This window comes from Streptomyces cahuitamycinicus (assembly GCF_002891435.1).
Lineage (GTDB): Bacteria > Actinomycetota > Actinomycetes > Streptomycetales > Streptomycetaceae > Streptomyces > Streptomyces cahuitamycinicus.
Window position 1 is genome coordinate 1 of record NZ_POUC01000018.1, and the last position, 15,559, is coordinate 15,559.

A 15,559-nucleotide genomic window follows, 5' to 3' on the forward strand; every position below is an offset into this window, starting at 1 on the left:
GGCCGGTCGGTCGCGGCGCCGAGAGCGGACTCGGGCAGCGGTGCGGAGAGGATCGCGGCGATCTCGGGCCGGGGCGCGGGCTGCGGCGCGCACGCCCCGGCGTAGTCCTTGGCGCGGACGGCCTTGGTGATCCAGGTGCGGTCCAGCACGCGCCGCTCGTCGGCCTCGGCGACCAGGTCCTCGGACTGGTTGTAGTCGCCGTCGGCGGCCTGGACGGCCCACAGGTGGACGGCGACGCCGTGCTCCTTGGCGGCCATCATGCCGGGCAGCAGGTCGCCGTCGCCGGTGACGAGGACGACGTCGGAGCAGGCGCGGTTGCGGGCCAGTTCGGTCAGCTCGGCGTGCATCGCCGCGTCCACGCCCTTCTGCGCCCAGCGGCCGTCGCTGCGGGTCAGGGCGCCGAGCCGGACGGTGACCCGGGGCATCACGCGCAGTCTGCGGTGCTCGGGCTGCGGGACGCGGTCGGGGGCGCCGTCGAACCAGTAGATACGCAGCAGTGGCTGCTGTGTGTCGGATTCGGCGCGCTCACGAAGCCCCTGGATGAGGGCGGCGTGGTCGACGGTGATCCGGGACCGCGAGGGCTCCCCGGCGAGGAGACTCGCCGCGGCTCCCAGCAGATACCCAGCGTCCACCAGGACGATGCAGCGGTCCACGCGACTCACCCTCTTCCCAGGAGGTTTGCTTCGGGCTTGCTTCGAGTCTGCCCGACGGCGCGAAGGTTAACGGCCGGAACTCGATCTTCGGCGTGGCGTTTCGGGACGGGCCGCTCCGACCAGCCCTGTCACACACGGTAATTGTCCGACATGCGATCGTTGTCGGCCTGTGTGAATCTGGTCCCGGCCCTGGCCCCTAGTCCCCCACAGGAGGCATCACCATGGCCAAGAACAAGAACCGTGACCGTAAGCAGCAGCGTCCGACCGAGCGTGGTCAGCGGGCGGACCGCAACCCCGCCTCGCAGACGGAGCCCCAGCCCGAGGTCGAGGTGACCCCCGGCGAGATGGCGCCGTCCGGCAAGCGAAAGCGCAGCTTCGGCCACAACTGACATCTGCGTGACGGCTGTTGAGCCCACGCACATGCACGAGGGGCGTACCCGGTGACGGGTACGCCCCTCAAGCGCATCAAGTGCCGTGCGTCGCCCGGCCGGGCAGGACGGCCACCCGGCCAGGCGGGACGGTCATCCGGCCAGGCAGGACGGTCCGAGCAGCACCTTCAGGTCACCGAAGAGCGCCGGGTCCGGCTTCACCCGGTGCCGGTCCAGCCGCAGCACGGTCGTCTTGGTCGGTCCCTGGAGCTTGATCCGGACCTCGCTGTCGCCCTTGTGGTGACTGAGGACCTCGCCGAGGCGGCTGACCAGCGGCGGAGTGACCCTGGTGGCCGGGATGGTGAGGACCACGGGCGCGTTGGTGCCCGCGTTCGACAGGTCCGGCACCATCAGCTCCATCGCGACGAGCCGCGGGATGTCCTCGCGCTTGTCGAGGCGGCCCTTGACGAACACCACGGCGTCCTCGACGAGTTGGGTCGAGACGAGCTGATAGGTCGCCGGGAAGAACATGCACTCGATCGAGCCGGCGAGGTCCTCGACGGTGGCGATGGCCCAGGCGTTGCCCTGCTTGGTCATCTTGCGCTGCAGGCCCGAGATGATGCCGCCGATGGTGACGACCGCGCCGTCGGAGTGCTCGCCCCCGGTCAGCTGGGAGATGCCCGCGTCGGCCTTGTCCGACAGGATGTGCTCCAGGCCGAACAGCGGGTGGTCGGAGACGTACAGACCGAGCATCTCCCGCTCCTGGGCGAGCAGATAGGTCTTGTCCCACTCGTCCGGGGAGAAGTCCACGTCGAGCCCGAACCCCGGCTCGCTGGTCTCGGCCTCGCCCATGCCGCCGAAGAGGTCGAACTGGCCCTCGGCCTCCTTGCGCTTGACCGCGACCACGTTGTCGATCATCGGCTCGTAGTGCGCGGTGAGGCCCTTGCGGGTGTGGCCCATGGCGTCGAAGGCGCCGGCCTTGATCAGGGATTCGGTGGTGCGCTTGTTGCAGACCACCGCCTCCACCTTGTCGAGGTAGTCCGGGAAGGAGACGTACTTCCCCTTGGCCTTGCGGCACCTGATGATCGACTCGACCACGTTCGTACCGACGTTGCGGACGGCGGAGAGGCCGAAGAGGATCACGTCGTCGCCCTGGGCCGCGAAGTTGGCCATCGACTCGTTGACGTCCGGCGGGAGCACCTTGATGCCCATGCGGCGGCACTCGTTGAGGTAGACGGCCGACTTGTCCTTGTCGTCCTTCACTGATGTGAGGAGCGCGGCCATGTACTCGGCGGGGTGGTTCGCCTTGAGGTACGCCGTCCAGTACGAGACCAGTCCGTACGCGGCGGAGTGCGCCTTGTTGAACGCGTAGCCGGCGAAGGGGACCAGCACGTCCCACAGGGCCTGGATGGCCTCGTCGCTGAAGCCCTTCTTGCGGGCGCCCGCCTGGAAGAGGACGAAGTTCTTCGCGAGCTCCTCGGGCTTCTTCTTGCCCATCACGCGGCGGAGGATGTCGGCCTCGCCGAGGGAGTAGCCGGCGATGATCTGGGCGGCCTTCTGCACCTGCTCCTGGTAGACGATCAGGCCGTGGGTGACGTCCAGGACCTCCCTGAGCGGCTCCTCCAGCTCGGGGTGGATCGGTGTGATGTCCTGCTGCCCGTTCTTGCGCAGGGCGTAGTTCGTGTGGGAGTTCATGCCCATCGGGCCCGGGCGGTACAGGGCCGACACGGCGGAGATGTCTTCGAAGTTGTCCGGCTTCATCAGCCGGAGCAGGGAGCGCATGGGGCCGCCGTCGAACTGGAAGACGCCGAGGGTGTCGCCGCGCTGGAGCAGTTCGAAGGTCGTGGGGTCGTCGAGCGGGAGGCTCAGGAGATCGATGTCGATCCCCTTGTTGGACTTCACCATCTTGACGGCGTCGTCCATGATCGTCAGGTTGCGCAGGCCCAGGAAGTCCATCTTCAGCAGGCCGAGCGACTCACAGCTCGGGTAGTCCCACTGGGTGATGGTGACCTTGTCCGTGTGCCTGACCCAGACGGGGACGTGGTCGGTGATGGTCTCGCTGGACATGATCACGCCGGCGGCGTGCACGCCCATCTGCCGGACCAGGCCCTCGACGCCCTTGGCGGTGTCGATGACCTTCTTCACGTCCGGCTCGTTCTCGTACATCGCCCGGATCTCGCCGGCCTCCGAGTAGCGGGGGTGCTCGGGGTTGGTGATGCCGTCGAGGTTGATGCCCTTGCCCAGGACGTCGGCGGGCATGGCCTTGGTGAGGCGGTCGCCCATCGCGTAGGGGTAGCCCAGCACGCGCGCCGAGTCCTTGATCGCGTTCTTGGCCTTGATGGTGCCGTACGTGCCGATCATGGCGACCTTGTCGGCGCCGTACTTCTCCGTCACGTAGCGGATCACCTCGACGCGCCGGCGCTCGTCGAAGTCGATGTCGACATCGGGCATGGAGATGCGCTCGGGGTTGAGGAACCGCTCGAAGATCAGGCCGTGCGGGATCGGGTCGAGGTCCGTGATGCCGAGGGCGTAGGCGACGATCGAGCCGGCCGCGGAGCCCCGGCCGGGGCCGACCGCGATGCCCTGCTTCTTGGCCCACATGATGAAGTCGGCGACCACGAGGAAGTAGCCCGGGAAGCCCATCGAGATGATGGTGTCCATCTCGTACTCGACCTGCTTCATGCGGTCGTCCGGGATGCCGTCCGGGAAGCGGCGGTTCATGCCGCGCAGGGTCTCCTCGCGGAACCAGCTGACCTCGGTGTAGCCCTCGGGGATGTCGAACTTGGGCATCAGGTCGCGCTTCTCGAACATGCCCGTGGTGTCGACCATCTCGGCGATCAGGCGGGTGTTGGCGCAGCCCTCCTGCCAGGCGTCCGAGGAGTCGATGGCGTACATCTCGTCGGTGGACTTGAGGTAGTAGCCGGTGCCGTCGAACCTGAAGCGGTCGGGGTCGGAGAGGTTCTTGCCGGTCTGGATGCACAGCAGGGCGTCGTGGGCGACCGACTCGTGCGCGTACGTGTAGTGCGAGTCGTTGGTGACCAGCGGGGGGATGCCGAGCTTCTTGCCGATCTCCAGCAGGCCGTCGCGGACCCGGTGCTCGATCTCGATGCCGTGGTCCATCAGCTCCAGGAAGTAGCGGTCCTTGCCGAAGATGTCCTGGTAGTCGGCGGCGGCCTTGAGGGCCTCGTCGAAGTGGCCGAGGCGCAGCCGGGTCTGGACCTCGCCGGAGGGGCAGCCGGTGGAGGCGACGATCCCCTCGGACCACTTCGCGATGGTCTCCTTGTCCATCCGGGGCCACTTCTGCAGCCAGCCCTCGGCGTACGCGTCGGAGGACAGCCGGAAGAGGTTGTGCAGGCCGGTCGAGTTCACGGCCCACATCGTCTTGTGGGTGTAACCGCCGGAGCCGGAGACGTCGTCCCGCTTCTGGTGCGGCTGGCCCCACTGGATCTTGCGCTTGTTGCGCCGGGACTCGGGGGCGACATAGGCCTCGATCCCGATGATCGGGGTCACTCCGGACTTCTGGGCGGTGTGGAAGAAGTCGTAGGCGCCGTGGAGGTTGCCGTGGTCGGACATGGCGATGTGCGTCATGCCCATCTCGTTGCACGCGTTGAACATGTCCTTCAGCCGCGCGGCACCGTCCAGCAGCGAGTACTGGGTGTGGACGTGCAGGTGCGTGAACGGCGGCTTTGACACGGCTGCGGCCTCCAGGGGGAACGGGGTCGGACGGGGTCCGGCAGGCTGCGGAGAGTCTGGGGGACAGCGTCGAAGTCTATGCCTCGGCACTGACACCTGGAGGGCCGACCCGCGTACCTTCGTGCGAGGCTTCGCGGGCACTCCCGCGGGCCGCCGCACGTTAGGCAGAGGGCGGACCTGCCGCCCCGAACGTATGCACCAGGAGGCACCCAGCGATGTCGTTCCCGCCGCTCGACGACGAGCACCGCGGTGAGGAGATCCTCGCCGTCATCGACACCGCCTTCGGGCAGCTGCTGGCCGCCGACCCGGCCGCGTTCCGCGTCAAGTTCCGCAAGATGGCCGCCTCGGCCTTCGCCTTCTACCGGGGCACGGCCGGGCTGTTCTACCACGACCTCACCATGTCTGATCAGTTCGGGTCGAAGCGGGGCGGCCCGTACCTGGACGAGCGCACCTCGCGCGTGTGGATCCACGGCGACCTGCACGCGGAGAACTTCGGCACGTACATGGACGCCAACGGCCGCCTGATCTTCAATGTCAACGACTTCGACGAGGCCTACGTCGGCCCCTTCACCTGGGACCTGAAGCGCTTCGCCGCCTCCGTCGCCCTCATCGGGTACGCGAAGGCCCTCGCCGACGAGCAGATCACCGAGCTGGTGCGGGTGTACGCGGGCGCGTACCGGGAGCGGATCCACGCCCTGGCGACGGGCGCGAAGAGCGACGAGGTGCCGCCGTTCACGCTGGACACCGCGCAGGGCCCGCTGCTGGACGCGTTGCGTGACGCCCGCTCGCTGACCCGCTTCGGCCTGCTGGACTCGATGACGGAGATCCGCGACTTCGAGCGCCGCTTCGCCCCGGGAGGCGGCTCGGTCGAGCTGGACGCGGCCACGCGCTACAAGGTCCTCGCCGCCTTCGACGGCTACCTGGAGACGCTCCCTGACAGCTCCCTGGCCCGCCCGGACTCCTACCGTGTGAAGGACGTCGTCGGGCGGCGCGGCATCGGCATCGGCTCGGCGGGGCTGCCGTCGTACAACATCCTGCTGGAGGGGCACAGCGACGCCCTGGAGAACGATGTCGTGATCTACATCAAGCAGGCCCAGACCCCGGCCGTCTCCCGGCACATCACGGACCAGGCGATCCGCGGCTACTTCCAGCACGAGGGGCACCGCACGGTCATCTCCCAGCGCGCCCTGCAGGCGCACGCCGACCCGTGGCTGGGCTGGACCGAGCTGGACGGCGCGGGCCAGCTGGTCGCCGAGGTCTCGCCGTACGCGGTGGACCTCGACTGGGGCGACATCGACGACCCGGAGGAGATCGCCCAGGTGGTGGCCGACCTCGGCCGGGCGACGGCCACGATGCACTCGGCGGCGGACGACCAGTCCGGCGAGTCCCTGGTGCCGTTCTCCACGGAGCGGGCCATCGACGCGGCGATCGCGGCCGACGAGGAGGGCTTCGCGCCGATGCTGATCGACTTCGCGCACAGCTACGGGGCCCGCGCGCGTGCCGACCACCAGACCTTCGTGGACCTGTTCCGCAACGGCCGGATCCCGGGCCTGTAAGGACCCCTGAGCCGGGGCTTTGGCCATCCGCTCACTCACAGGCATCCTTTAGGGGTCCCTTACCGGTCCCCATGACAGACTCTCCTTTCGCTATGGACATATCCGGGATCCAGCTCAGAGCCGTACGCGCGGCGCTGTTCACGGCCGTGGTCGTGACGCTCAGCACCGCGTCGCACGTACTGCTGTCCCAGGCTCCGCTGCCGGTTGGCACGGTGGCCGCGGTCGCCGCCGCCGTGTTCGTGATCGCGTTCGCCCTGGCGGGCCGGGAGCGCTCCTTCGGGAGGATCTCGGCCCTGCTGATCCCGCTGGAACTGGCCGCCGACACGGTGTTCACCACCGGTCAGCACGCCTGTTACGGCCGCGCGGGCGGTCCGGTCACCGGGCCACTGCGCTCGGTCGGCCTGGATGTGCTCTGCGGCGGCGGAGAGGTCGGCACCCCTCTGGCCCGGATGGCCGGGGCCACCGGCACCGACCGGCTGGCGGCCACGGTCGCCCATGCCGAACCGGTCACCGCCTGGCTGCTGCTCGGCGCGCACATCGGCGTCGGGCTCATCGCCGCCGTCTGGCTGCGCCGCGGCGAGCGTGCCCTGGCCCAGCTGCTGCGGGCGGTGACGGCGACGACGTTCCGGCCGCTGCTGCTGGCGGTCGCCGCGGTCGCGGTGGAGCGGGCCCCGGCCGGACGGCGCCTGGAGCGTGCCGCCGACCGCACGCCCACAGCCCGCGACCGGATCCTCACGTACTCCCTGGGGCGGCGTGGACCGCCGTGCTCACCCGCCTTCGCGTAAGGCACCCCCGTCGCTGGAGGCTCCTGCGCCTCCCCGCGGCCCTTCGAGCACCAGCAGTCCCCCTACGTTTCCCGCACACACAGGTGTGCGCGTCCCCACGGAGAAACCACCATGAGCAAGCGGAACAGCCAGGCGTCGAAGACGGCGGCCCGCGAGCGGCTGCGCATCGAGCGTGAGCGCGAGGCGAAGCGGGCGAAGACCAAGCGGCAGGTCATCGTCGCCTGCTCGATCGTCGGCGTCCTGGCGATAGCCGGCGGCATCGGCTACGCCGCCGTCCAGGCCAACAAGCCCACCCACTGGGAGGCGGTCAAGGACGAGAAGGTCGTCGCCCCGGCCAACACCACGGGCACCGACGGCACCACGGTCGTCATCGGCAAGGACTCGGCGAAGAAGACGCTGAAGATCTATGAGGACGCGCGCTGTCCCATCTGCGCCCAGTTCGAGCAGACGGTCGGTCCGACGGTGAAGAAGGACATCGACGACGGCAAGTACAAGATGCAGTTCGTCGGCGCCACCTTCATCGACAACAAGGACAACGGCGAGGGCTCCAAGAACGCGCTGAGCGCCCTGGGCGCCGCGCTGAACGTGAGCGACAAGGCCTTCCTCGACTACAAGGCCGCGCTGTACTCGGCGAAGTACCACCCGGAGGAGACGACCGACAAGTTCAAGGACGACAGCTACCTCATCAAGGTCGCGGACAGCGTCCCCGAGCTGAAGGGCAACAAGAAGTTCCAGGACGCGGTCGAGAAGGGAACCTACGACGCCTGGGCGATGGCCATGTCGAAGACCTTCGACGACAACAAGGAAGGCGTGAAGGGCACCCCTGCCTTCGTCATGGACGGTAAGCAGTTGAACGGCGGCAGCCCGCTGATGACGGTGGCCGACTTCAACCGGGTCGTGGGCGAGGCCCTCAAGAAGTGACGGCAGGCCGGGCACCGGTCGGCATGTGAAGAGCGGGCGAACTTCCGGAGTTCGCCCGCTCCGGCGCATACCGACCAGTAACCTGATCGGTCGTGACCAGTCGATACAGATCATCGAATACGTCAGAGGGCCTCAACTCCCTCACCCCACGCCGCCGTACGGTCGTCAAGGCCGCGGCGGCGACCGCTGTCCTGGCCGGCCCGCTGGCGGCAACCCTGCCGGCGCGCGCCGTCGACCAGGCACCCGGCTTCCTGCACGGCGTCGCCTCCGGCGACCCGTTGCCGGACGGCATCCTGCTGTGGACCCGTGTCACCCCGGTACCGGAGGCGATACCCGGCTCCGGGCTCGGCCCGGACACCGAGGTGAGCTGGATCGTCGCCGAGGACAAGGCGTTCACCACCGTCGTCGCCAAGGGCTCGATCACCGCCACCGCCACCTCCGACCACACCGTGAAGGCCGACGTCCGCGGTCTGCGGCCGGGCACCGGCTACTGGTTCCGCTTCTCCGCCGGCGGCACCGACTCCCCCGCCGCGCGCACCCGTACCGCCCCGGCCCACGACGCCGCCGTCCCGGGCCTGCGCTTCGGCGTGGTCTCCTGCGCCAACTGGGAAGCGGGCTGGTTCTCCTCGTACCGCCATCTCGCGGCCCGCGGCGACCTGGACGCCTGGCTGCACCTCGGCGACTACATCTACGAGTACGGCACCGGCGAGTACGGCACCCGCGGCAAGGTCGTCCGCCCGCACACCCCGGCCCACGAGATCGTCACGCTCGCCGACTACCGCGCCCGGCACGCCCGTTACAAGACCGACCCCGACCTCCAGGCGCTGCACGCCACAGCCCCGGTCGTGGCGATCTGGGACGACCACGAGTTCGCCAACGACGCCTTCTCGGGCGGCGCGGAGAACCACACGGAGGGCGCGGAGGGCACCTGGTCCGCCCGTCAGGCCGCCGCCAAGCAGGCCTACTTCGAGTGGATGCCGGTGCGCACGGCGACCGCGGGCACCACCTACCGCCGGCTGCGCTTCGGCAAGCTGGCCGACCTCTCACTGCTGGACCTGCGCTCGTTCCGCTCCCAGCAGGTCACGGTCGGCGACGGCGAGGTCGACGACCCGGACCGCACGCTCACCGGCCGGGCCCAGCTCGACTGGCTCAAGGCGGGGCTGAAGTCGTCCGACACCACCTGGCGGCTGGTCGGCAACTCGGTGATGATCTCGCCGTTCGCCATCGGCTCGCTCTCCGCCGAACTGCTCAAGCCGCTGGCCAAGCTGCTGGGCCTGCCGCAGGAGGGCCTCGCCCTCAACACCGACCAGTGGGACGGCTACACCGACGACCGCCGCGAGATCCTGGCGCACCTGCGGACGAACGCCATCCGCAACACGGTCTTCCTCACCGGCGACATCCACATGGCCTGGGCCAACGACGTGCCGGTGGACGCCGGTACGTACCCGCTGTCCCCGTCGGCCGCCACGGAGTTCGTCGTCACGTCGGTGACCTCCGACAACCTCGACGACATCGTCAAGGTCCCGGAGGGCACGGTCTCCGCGGTCGCCTCGCCGGTCATCCGCGCCGCCAACCGCCATGTCCACTGGGTCGACACCGACCGGCACGGCTTCGGCGTCCTGGACATCACGGCCGAGCGCGCGCAGATGGACTACTACGTCGTCTCCGACCGCACGAAGCGCGACGCGACCGCCAAGTGGTCCCGCTCGTACCGCACCCGCAGCGGAACGCAGAAGGTCGAGCGTGCCTACGACCCGGTGTAACCGCCGCTACAGGGTCTCGAGGAAGCCGAGCGCCACCCGCCAGGTGGCCTCGGCGGCCTCCTCGTCGTAGTCCGGCAGGTCGGGGTCGGTGTAGAGGTGGCCGGCCCCGGCGTACCGGTACACCTCGACGTCGGCGCCGGTGCGGCCCATCTGGAGGTACCAGGCGCTGAGCCAGTCGTCCGTCTCGAAGGGGTCCGGCTCGGCCACGTGCAGCTGGACCGGCAGGTCCTCGGCCGTGACGTCCGGCGCGATGTCCGACGTGCCGTGCAGGAGCAGCAGGCCGCGCGCCTTGTCGTCGCCCAGGGCGAGGGTCTGGGCGACGGAGGCGCCGAGCGAGAACCCGGCGTACACCAACCCGCGGTCGGAGTAGGGAGCGGCGGCCAGCACGGCCCGCTTCAGCAGCTCCTCCTTGCCGATCTTCTCCTTGTGCTCCATGCCCTCCTCGACCGACTCGAAGGTGCGCCCCTCGAAGAGGTCGGGCGTCCACACCTCGTGTCCGGCCGACCGCAGCCGGTCAGCGGCCCGGAGCACCGCGGGCCGCAGCCCGAAGGTCGAGTGAAAGAGCATGATGTTCATGAGGCCATGGTGCCAGCCGGGTGTGACGAGCCCGGGCCCCGGCACTACCCAGCACGCAGCGGAAGTCACATGTTCATACACCCCGGGAGCCGGTTAGGTTCGGGGGCATGGAAAACCTGCTACGACCGCTGATCGTGGTCGGTGGCTCGGTCGTGCTCACGCTGGTGATCGGCTGGGCCACCGACTTCCTGCTGCGCAAGGCCGACGAACGGCACCACGAGACCCCGCTGTGGGGTCTGCTCCGCCGTGGCCGTATCCCCTACATGATCGTCCTCTTCGCGGCCCTGCTGAGAGGGTCCTACGACGAGGCGGACCTGCTGGAGAGCCGCGCGGACGGAGTCGGCCGGACGCTGACCCTGATTCTGATCGGGTCGGCCGCCTGGCTGGTCATCCGTATCGCGGCGGCGATCGTCGAGACGTCGTACAGCCGGTACGCCAACGCCCGGGTCCACCGTGATCCGGCCAGGGTCCGCCGGGTGCGCACCCAGGTGACGCTCATCATGCGGGTGGTGTCCGCTGTCGTCGGTGTGGTGGCCGCGGCGACGATGCTGCTGACCTTCCCGGCGTTCCGGGCGGCGGGCGCCTCGCTGCTGGCCTCGGCCGGCATCCTCGGCATCGTGGCCGGTGTGGCCGCGCAGTCCACGCTGAGCAATATGTTCGCAGGGTTCCAGATCGCCTTCGGCGACATGGTGCGCATCGGGGACACGGTGGTGGTGGACGGCGAGTGGGGCACGGTCGAGGAGATCACCCTGACCTTCCTGACCGTCCGTACCTGGGACGAGCGGCGCATCACCATGCCGGTGTCGTACTTCACGTCCAAGCCGTTCGAGAACTGGTCGCGCGGCACCCCGCAGATGACGGGCATCGTCTTCTGGCACCTCGACCACTCCGCCCCCGTGGAGGCGATGCGCGACAAGCTCCGCGACATCCTGCGCGAGTGCCCGGCCTGGGACGGCCGCGCCTACAACCTGTCGGTCACGGACACCACTCCGAACACGATGCAGGTGCGCGCCCTGGTGACGGCCAAGGACGCGGACGACATCTGGACGGTGCGGGTCACCGTCCGCGAGCAGATGATCGGCTGGCTGGCCGACGAGCACCCGTACGCCCTGCCCCGGGTCAACACGGCCGACGCGGTCCTTCCGCCGCCCTACAGCGGCAACGGCCACCGCTCGTCCCCGGACGGCGTACCGGCCCAGCAGCGCCGCTACCACGGCAACCACAACTCGGGGCGGCCGGAGCGCTGAGCCCCCGCACGGAAGGAAAGGAGGGGCTCCCCGCGGCGTGGGGAGCCCCTCCTTTCCTTCCGCCGGTCAGTGGCCGCGCTCGGCGCCGCCGTTGACCTGGATGATCTGCGAGGTGATGTGCCCGGCGCCCGGGGAGGCCAGCCAGTGCAGGGTCTCGGCGACGTCCCCCGGGGTGCCGGCCCGGCCGTTCGAGGTCTCACCGATGAGTCGCGCCCGCCGTTCCCCGGCCATCGCGTCCCCGAAGAACTCGGTGTCCTCGATGTACCCGGGCGCCACCAGGTTCACGGTGATGCCGCGCGGCCCCAGCTCCCGGGCCAGATCGTGGGCGTAGGGATGCAGCCCCGCCTTGGCCGCCGCGTACGCCCCGCTCCCGGACCCCCGGTAGGCGGCGATGGAGCTGAGGAACAGCACCCGTCCGCCGGGCTCGGCGAGCCGCGGCTTCAGCGCCTCGGTGAGCAGGACCGCCGTCAGGGTGTTGAGCCGGAAGTTCACACTCCAGGTGTGTGCGACGGCCGCGAGCGGATCGTCCCCCGGGGCATCCGGTTCGAGCAGCCCGTTGCCCCCGGCGCTGTGCACGAGCACGTCCACAGCCCCCAGCTCCCGTTCCACGAAGGCGGCGACACCGCGCACGTCCTCCGGCTCGGCGAGATCGGCGGCGTACGTCAGCGCGCCGGGCACCTCGGCCCGCTCCAGCACGTCGGCCCGCCGCCCGAGCAGCAGCACCCGATCCCCGTCCGCGGCGAACACCCGGGCCGCCGCGAGCCCAATTCCGGTTCCTCCACCACTGATTACCACATTCCGTGCCATACGGCCGACCCTACGGCTCCCCGGCCGCCCACCGTCAAACCGGCAGCCGCAGCGGCCGGTGACTCACCGCAGGCTACGGACGTCGAGGTGCCGCAGAACCCGGTCGACCACCTCGGGATCCGCCCCGGGCTCGCTGCGCGCCGCCAGCACCTCGTGCCGCGCCGCGCTCAGCATCTCCTGCTGGATGCGCCTCAACCGCTTCACCCGCCGGGTGCCCTCCCGGTACGCCTCCCGCCGCTCGTCCTCCGCCAGTTCGGGACTGATCCGCACCCCGATGTCGTAGGCCCGCCGCAGCATCTGCTCGGAGAGTTCCTCCGGCAGCTCCTCGTTGTCCTCGATCTCCCGCAGCCGCTGCTTCGCCGCCTTGGCCGCCCGGATCGCCAGCGCCTTCGCGAGTTCCTTCTCCCGGTCCGTGTCGGCCTTCACCCCGAGCCGCCGCACCAGCCACGGCAGCGTCAGGCCCTGCAGCACCAGCGTCGCCATGATCACCCCGAACGCGATGAAGATGATCTCGTCCCGGCTGGGGAACGGCGCGCCCGCATCGGTCTCCAGCGGAATGGCCAGCACCAGCGCCACCGAGGCCACCCCGCGCATCCCCGACCACCACATCACCACGGTCTCGCGCCAGCTCACCGGGATGTCCTCGTCGTAGTCCCGCCGGGCGTGCAGCCGTTTGGTCAGCCAGGTCGCCGGCAGCAGCCACAGCAGCCGGGCGAACACGACGACGACCACCACGACCGCCGCCCACCCCAGCAGCTCGCCCCACCGCCCGGAGGCCGTGCGGATCGCGTTGTGCAGCTCGAGACCGACCAGCCCGAACGCGACGCCGGTGACGAGCGTGTCGACGACGTTCCAGAACGTGTGTCCGGCCAGCCGTGTCATGACGTCGTCGGCGTCCGAGCCGTACTCCGCGAGGAACAGCGCGGTGGTGAGCACGGCGAGCACGCCGGACCCGTGCAGCTCCTCGGCCATGACGTACGCGGCGTACGGCACCAGCAGGGTCAGGCCGACCTGCAGGGTGGCGTCGCCGAGCACTTCCATCAGCTTGTTCGCGCCCCAGCCCAGCGCGAGGCCCACGGCCACCGCCACCACGGCGGACAGCACCAGATCGAGCCCGGCCTCCCAGGGCGAGAACGTCCCGCTGACGGCGGCGGCGATCGCCACGTGGTAGAGGACGATGGCCGTCACGTCGTTGAACAGGCCCTCGCCCTCAAGGATCGACACCAGCCGGCGCGGCAGTCCCAGCTGTCCGGCGACGGCGGTCGCCGCGACCGGGTCCGGCGGCGCCACCAGCGCGCCCAGCGCGAACGCCGCGGCGAGCGGCAGCCCCGGCACGATCGCGTCGGCGACGGCCGCCACGCAGGCCATGGTGACGAACACCAGCGCCACGGCCAGCAGGAAGATCGGCCTCTTGTTCGCCGCGAACTGCCGCCAGGACGTGCGCCGCACGGCGGCGTACAGCAGGGGCGGCAGCAGCAGCGGCAGGATCAGGTCCGGCGCGATGTCGACGTTCGGTACGAACGGCAGCAGAGCGAGAACGATCCCCAGAAGCGTCATCAGTACCGGCGCCGGCACCTTGAACCGGTCGCCCAGCGGGACACTGATCACGGCCCCGAGCAGCAGCACGAACAGCAGGGCCAACTGATCCACGGTCAGCGCTCCGGGAGGTCAAGTGGTCACACGACTGACTTCAAGCCTGCCACGCAACTCCCATGACAAACCGTTTCGGCGCCGGCCACGGGAGACTAGAGGGAACGCCGCATCGCCTGGTGCGGAAGGCCCGCCTCCAAGTACTCGGGCCCGTACGGCTCATAGCCGAGCCGCTCGTAGAAGCCGAGCGCGTGCGTCTGCGCGTGCAGGTCCACGGCCGCGAGCCCCCGTGAGCGTGCCGCGTCCTCGACGGCCCGCACCAGGGCGGCACCGACACCGAGCCCGCGCGCGGGTCTCGTCACGGCGAGCCGGCCGAGGGAACCCACCGACGGGCCGGCGCCGGTCTGCGCCACGGCCGCCTCCCCGTGCAGCAGCCGCCCCGTCCCGAGCGGCACGCCGTCCTCCCGGACCGCCAGCACATGGACCGCGCCGGCGTCGTAGGCGTCGTACTCGAGGTCCTCCGGCACGCCTTGCTCGCCGACGAAGACCTCCTTGCGCACCGCGAAGCACGCTTCACGATCTGCCGGGTCCTCGGCGACCCGCACGACGTACGGGGTGCTCACGCGTACGTCTCCTCGCGGACCTGCTCCAGGGCCTTCTGCAGGTCCTCCGGGTAGTCGCAGGAGAACTCCGCCCACTGCCCGTCCCCAGGGTGCTCGAACCCGAGCCGCACCGCGTGCAGCCACTGGCGGGTCAGGCCCAGGCGCTTGGCGAGCGTCGGGTCGGCGCCATAGGTGAGGTCGCCGACGCAGGGGTGCCGGTGGGCGGCCATGTGGACGCGGATCTGGTGCGTGCGGCCGGTCTCCAGCTTCACATCGAGGAGCGACGCCGCACGGAAGGCCTCGATGAGGTCGTAGTGCGTGACGGACGCCTTGCCCTCGGCGGTGACCGCCCACTTGTAGTCGTGCTGCGGGTGCCGGCCGATGGGCGCGTCGATGGTGCCGCTCGTCGGGTCGGGGTGGCCCTGGACGAGCGTGTGGTACCGCTTGTCGACCGTGCGCTCCTTGAACTGGCGCTTCAGCGAGGTGTAGGCGCGCTCCGACTTGGCGACGACCATCAGCCCCGAGGTGCCCACGTCGAGCCGGTGCACGATGCCCTGGCGCTCGGCGGCGCCGGAGGTGGAGATCCGGTACCCGGCGGCGGCCAGGCCCCCGATGACGGTCGGCCCCGTCCAGCCCGGCGACGGGTGCGCGGCGACCCCGACGGGCTTGACGATCACGACCACGTCATCGTCGTCGTGCACGATCTCCATACCCTCGACCGGCTCGGCGACGACCTGTACCGGCGCGGGCGCCTGCGGCATCTCGACCTCCAGCCAGGCGCCGCCGTGCACGCGCTCCGACTTGCCGACCACCGATCCGTCGACCGTGACCTTCCCCGCGGCGGCGAGCTCGGCCGCCTTGGTACGGGAGAAGCCGAACATGCGGGAGATGGCGGCGTCGACGCGCTCGCCCTCCAGGCCGTCGGGCACGGGCAGGTTACGGATCTCGGGAAGCGTGCTCACCCGTCGAGTATGCCGGACGGCTCCGTCGGGGCTGCA

At 70.1% G+C, this 15,559-nt stretch carries 13 protein-coding genes; 6 read left to right on the forward strand and 7 right to left on the reverse strand.

Annotated features, from left to right (window positions below; genetic code table 11):
- Nucleotides 1–653 (reverse strand): NYN domain-containing protein (locus C1J00_RS04550; RefSeq protein ID WP_146046133.1); only part of this gene is annotated, 653 nt, incomplete at its 3' end.
- A 221-nt stretch (nucleotides 654–874) separates the two neighbouring features.
- Here C1J00_RS04550 and C1J00_RS45030 point away from each other — a divergent pair.
- A complete protein-coding gene (locus tag C1J00_RS45030) occupies nucleotides 875–1,042 on the forward strand; it encodes a hypothetical protein (RefSeq protein ID WP_180989403.1) in 168 nt (55 codons plus the stop codon).
- A 132-nt stretch (nucleotides 1,043–1,174) separates the two neighbouring features.
- Here the strand turns inward: C1J00_RS45030 and dnaE are convergent, their stop codons facing one another.
- Nucleotides 1,175–4,714, reverse strand: a complete 3,540-nt coding sequence (dnaE, locus tag C1J00_RS04555; protein ID WP_102907731.1) for a DNA polymerase III subunit alpha — start codon at nucleotides 4,712–4,714, stop codon at nucleotides 1,175–1,177.
- Nucleotides 4,715–4,929: 215 nt separating this feature from the next.
- Here dnaE and C1J00_RS04560 point away from each other — a divergent pair, with 215 nt between their 5' ends.
- From C1J00_RS04560 to C1J00_RS04575, 4 genes are all read left to right on the forward strand, one after another.
- The gene (locus C1J00_RS04560) at nucleotides 4,930–6,270 is read left to right on the forward strand and encodes a DUF2252 domain-containing protein (RefSeq protein ID WP_102907732.1); all 1,341 of its coding nucleotides are present in this window, start codon (nucleotides 4,930–4,932) and stop codon (nucleotides 6,268–6,270) included.
- A 92-nt stretch (nucleotides 6,271–6,362) separates the two neighbouring features.
- The gene (locus tag C1J00_RS04565) at nucleotides 6,363–7,055 is read left to right on the forward strand and encodes a hypothetical protein (protein WP_102907733.1); all 693 of its coding nucleotides are present in this window, start codon (nucleotides 6,363–6,365) and stop codon (nucleotides 7,053–7,055) included.
- A 111-nt stretch (nucleotides 7,056–7,166) separates the two neighbouring features.
- Nucleotides 7,167–7,976 carry a thioredoxin domain-containing protein gene (locus C1J00_RS04570; RefSeq protein ID WP_102907734.1) on the forward strand — a complete coding sequence of 270 codons (810 nt, stop codon included), beginning with the start codon at nucleotides 7,167–7,169 and terminating at the stop codon, nucleotides 7,974–7,976.
- A 92-nt stretch (nucleotides 7,977–8,068) separates the two neighbouring features.
- Entirely contained in the window at nucleotides 8,069–9,739 is a 1,671-nt protein-coding gene (locus C1J00_RS04575) for an alkaline phosphatase D family protein (RefSeq protein ID WP_102907735.1), read from the forward strand.
- Between the two features lie 6 nt (nucleotides 9,740–9,745).
- Here C1J00_RS04575 and C1J00_RS04580 read toward each other — a convergent pair whose 3' ends face one another.
- On the reverse strand, nucleotides 9,746–10,315 hold the full coding sequence (locus tag C1J00_RS04580; RefSeq protein WP_102907759.1) for a dienelactone hydrolase family protein: 570 nt from the start codon (nucleotides 10,313–10,315) through the stop codon (nucleotides 9,746–9,748).
- A gap of 107 nt (nucleotides 10,316–10,422) precedes the next feature.
- Here C1J00_RS04580 and C1J00_RS04585 point away from each other — a divergent pair, with 107 nt between their 5' ends.
- On the forward strand, nucleotides 10,423–11,562 hold the full coding sequence (locus C1J00_RS04585) for a mechanosensitive ion channel family protein (RefSeq protein ID WP_102907736.1): 1,140 nt from the start codon (nucleotides 10,423–10,425) through the stop codon (nucleotides 11,560–11,562).
- 66 nt (nucleotides 11,563–11,628) lie between these two features.
- On the opposite strand, the gene C1J00_RS04590 is transcribed toward C1J00_RS04585, so the two are convergent.
- The 4 genes from C1J00_RS04590 to C1J00_RS04605 all read right to left on the reverse strand — a co-directional run bounded on the left by C1J00_RS04590 (nucleotide 11,629) and on the right by C1J00_RS04605 (nucleotide 15,523).
- Nucleotides 11,629–12,369: an SDR family NAD(P)-dependent oxidoreductase gene (locus tag C1J00_RS04590; protein ID WP_102907737.1), complete on the reverse strand. Its 741-nt coding sequence runs from the start codon at nucleotides 12,367–12,369 to the stop codon at nucleotides 11,629–11,631.
- A gap of 63 nt (nucleotides 12,370–12,432) precedes the next feature.
- Nucleotides 12,433–14,019, reverse strand: a complete 1,587-nt coding sequence (locus C1J00_RS04595) for a Na+/H+ antiporter (protein WP_102907738.1) — start codon at nucleotides 14,017–14,019, stop codon at nucleotides 12,433–12,435.
- Nucleotides 14,020–14,114: 95 nt separating this feature from the next.
- On the reverse strand, nucleotides 14,115–14,582 hold the full coding sequence (locus C1J00_RS04600; protein ID WP_102907739.1) for a GNAT family N-acetyltransferase: 468 nt from the start codon (nucleotides 14,580–14,582) through the stop codon (nucleotides 14,115–14,117).
- Entirely contained in the window at nucleotides 14,579–15,523 is a 945-nt protein-coding gene (locus C1J00_RS04605) for an RluA family pseudouridine synthase (RefSeq protein ID WP_102907740.1), read from the reverse strand. The genes C1J00_RS04600 and C1J00_RS04605 overlap by 4 nt, the downstream gene beginning before the upstream one ends.
- Nucleotides 15,524–15,559 lie beyond the last annotated feature (36 nt).

Coding starts and splice junctions, on each gene's coding strand:
- C1J00_RS04565 (WP_102907733.1), top strand. CDS start 6,363: ATGGACATATCCGGGATCCAGCTCAGAGCCGTACGCGCGGCGCTGTTC.
- C1J00_RS45030 (WP_180989403.1), top strand. CDS start 875: ATGGCCAAGAACAAGAACCGTGACCGTAAGCAGCAGCGTCCGACCGAG.
- C1J00_RS04585 (WP_102907736.1), top strand. CDS start 10,423: ATGGAAAACCTGCTACGACCGCTGATCGTGGTCGGTGGCTCGGTCGTG.
- C1J00_RS04580 (WP_102907759.1), bottom strand. CDS start 10,315: ATGAACATCATGCTCTTTCACTCGACCTTCGGGCTGCGGCCCGCGGTG.
- C1J00_RS04590 (WP_102907737.1), bottom strand. CDS start 12,369: ATGGCACGGAATGTGGTAATCAGTGGTGGAGGAACCGGAATTGGGCTC.
- C1J00_RS04560 (WP_102907732.1), top strand. CDS start 4,930: ATGTCGTTCCCGCCGCTCGACGACGAGCACCGCGGTGAGGAGATCCTC.
- C1J00_RS04570 (WP_102907734.1), top strand. CDS start 7,167: ATGAGCAAGCGGAACAGCCAGGCGTCGAAGACGGCGGCCCGCGAGCGG.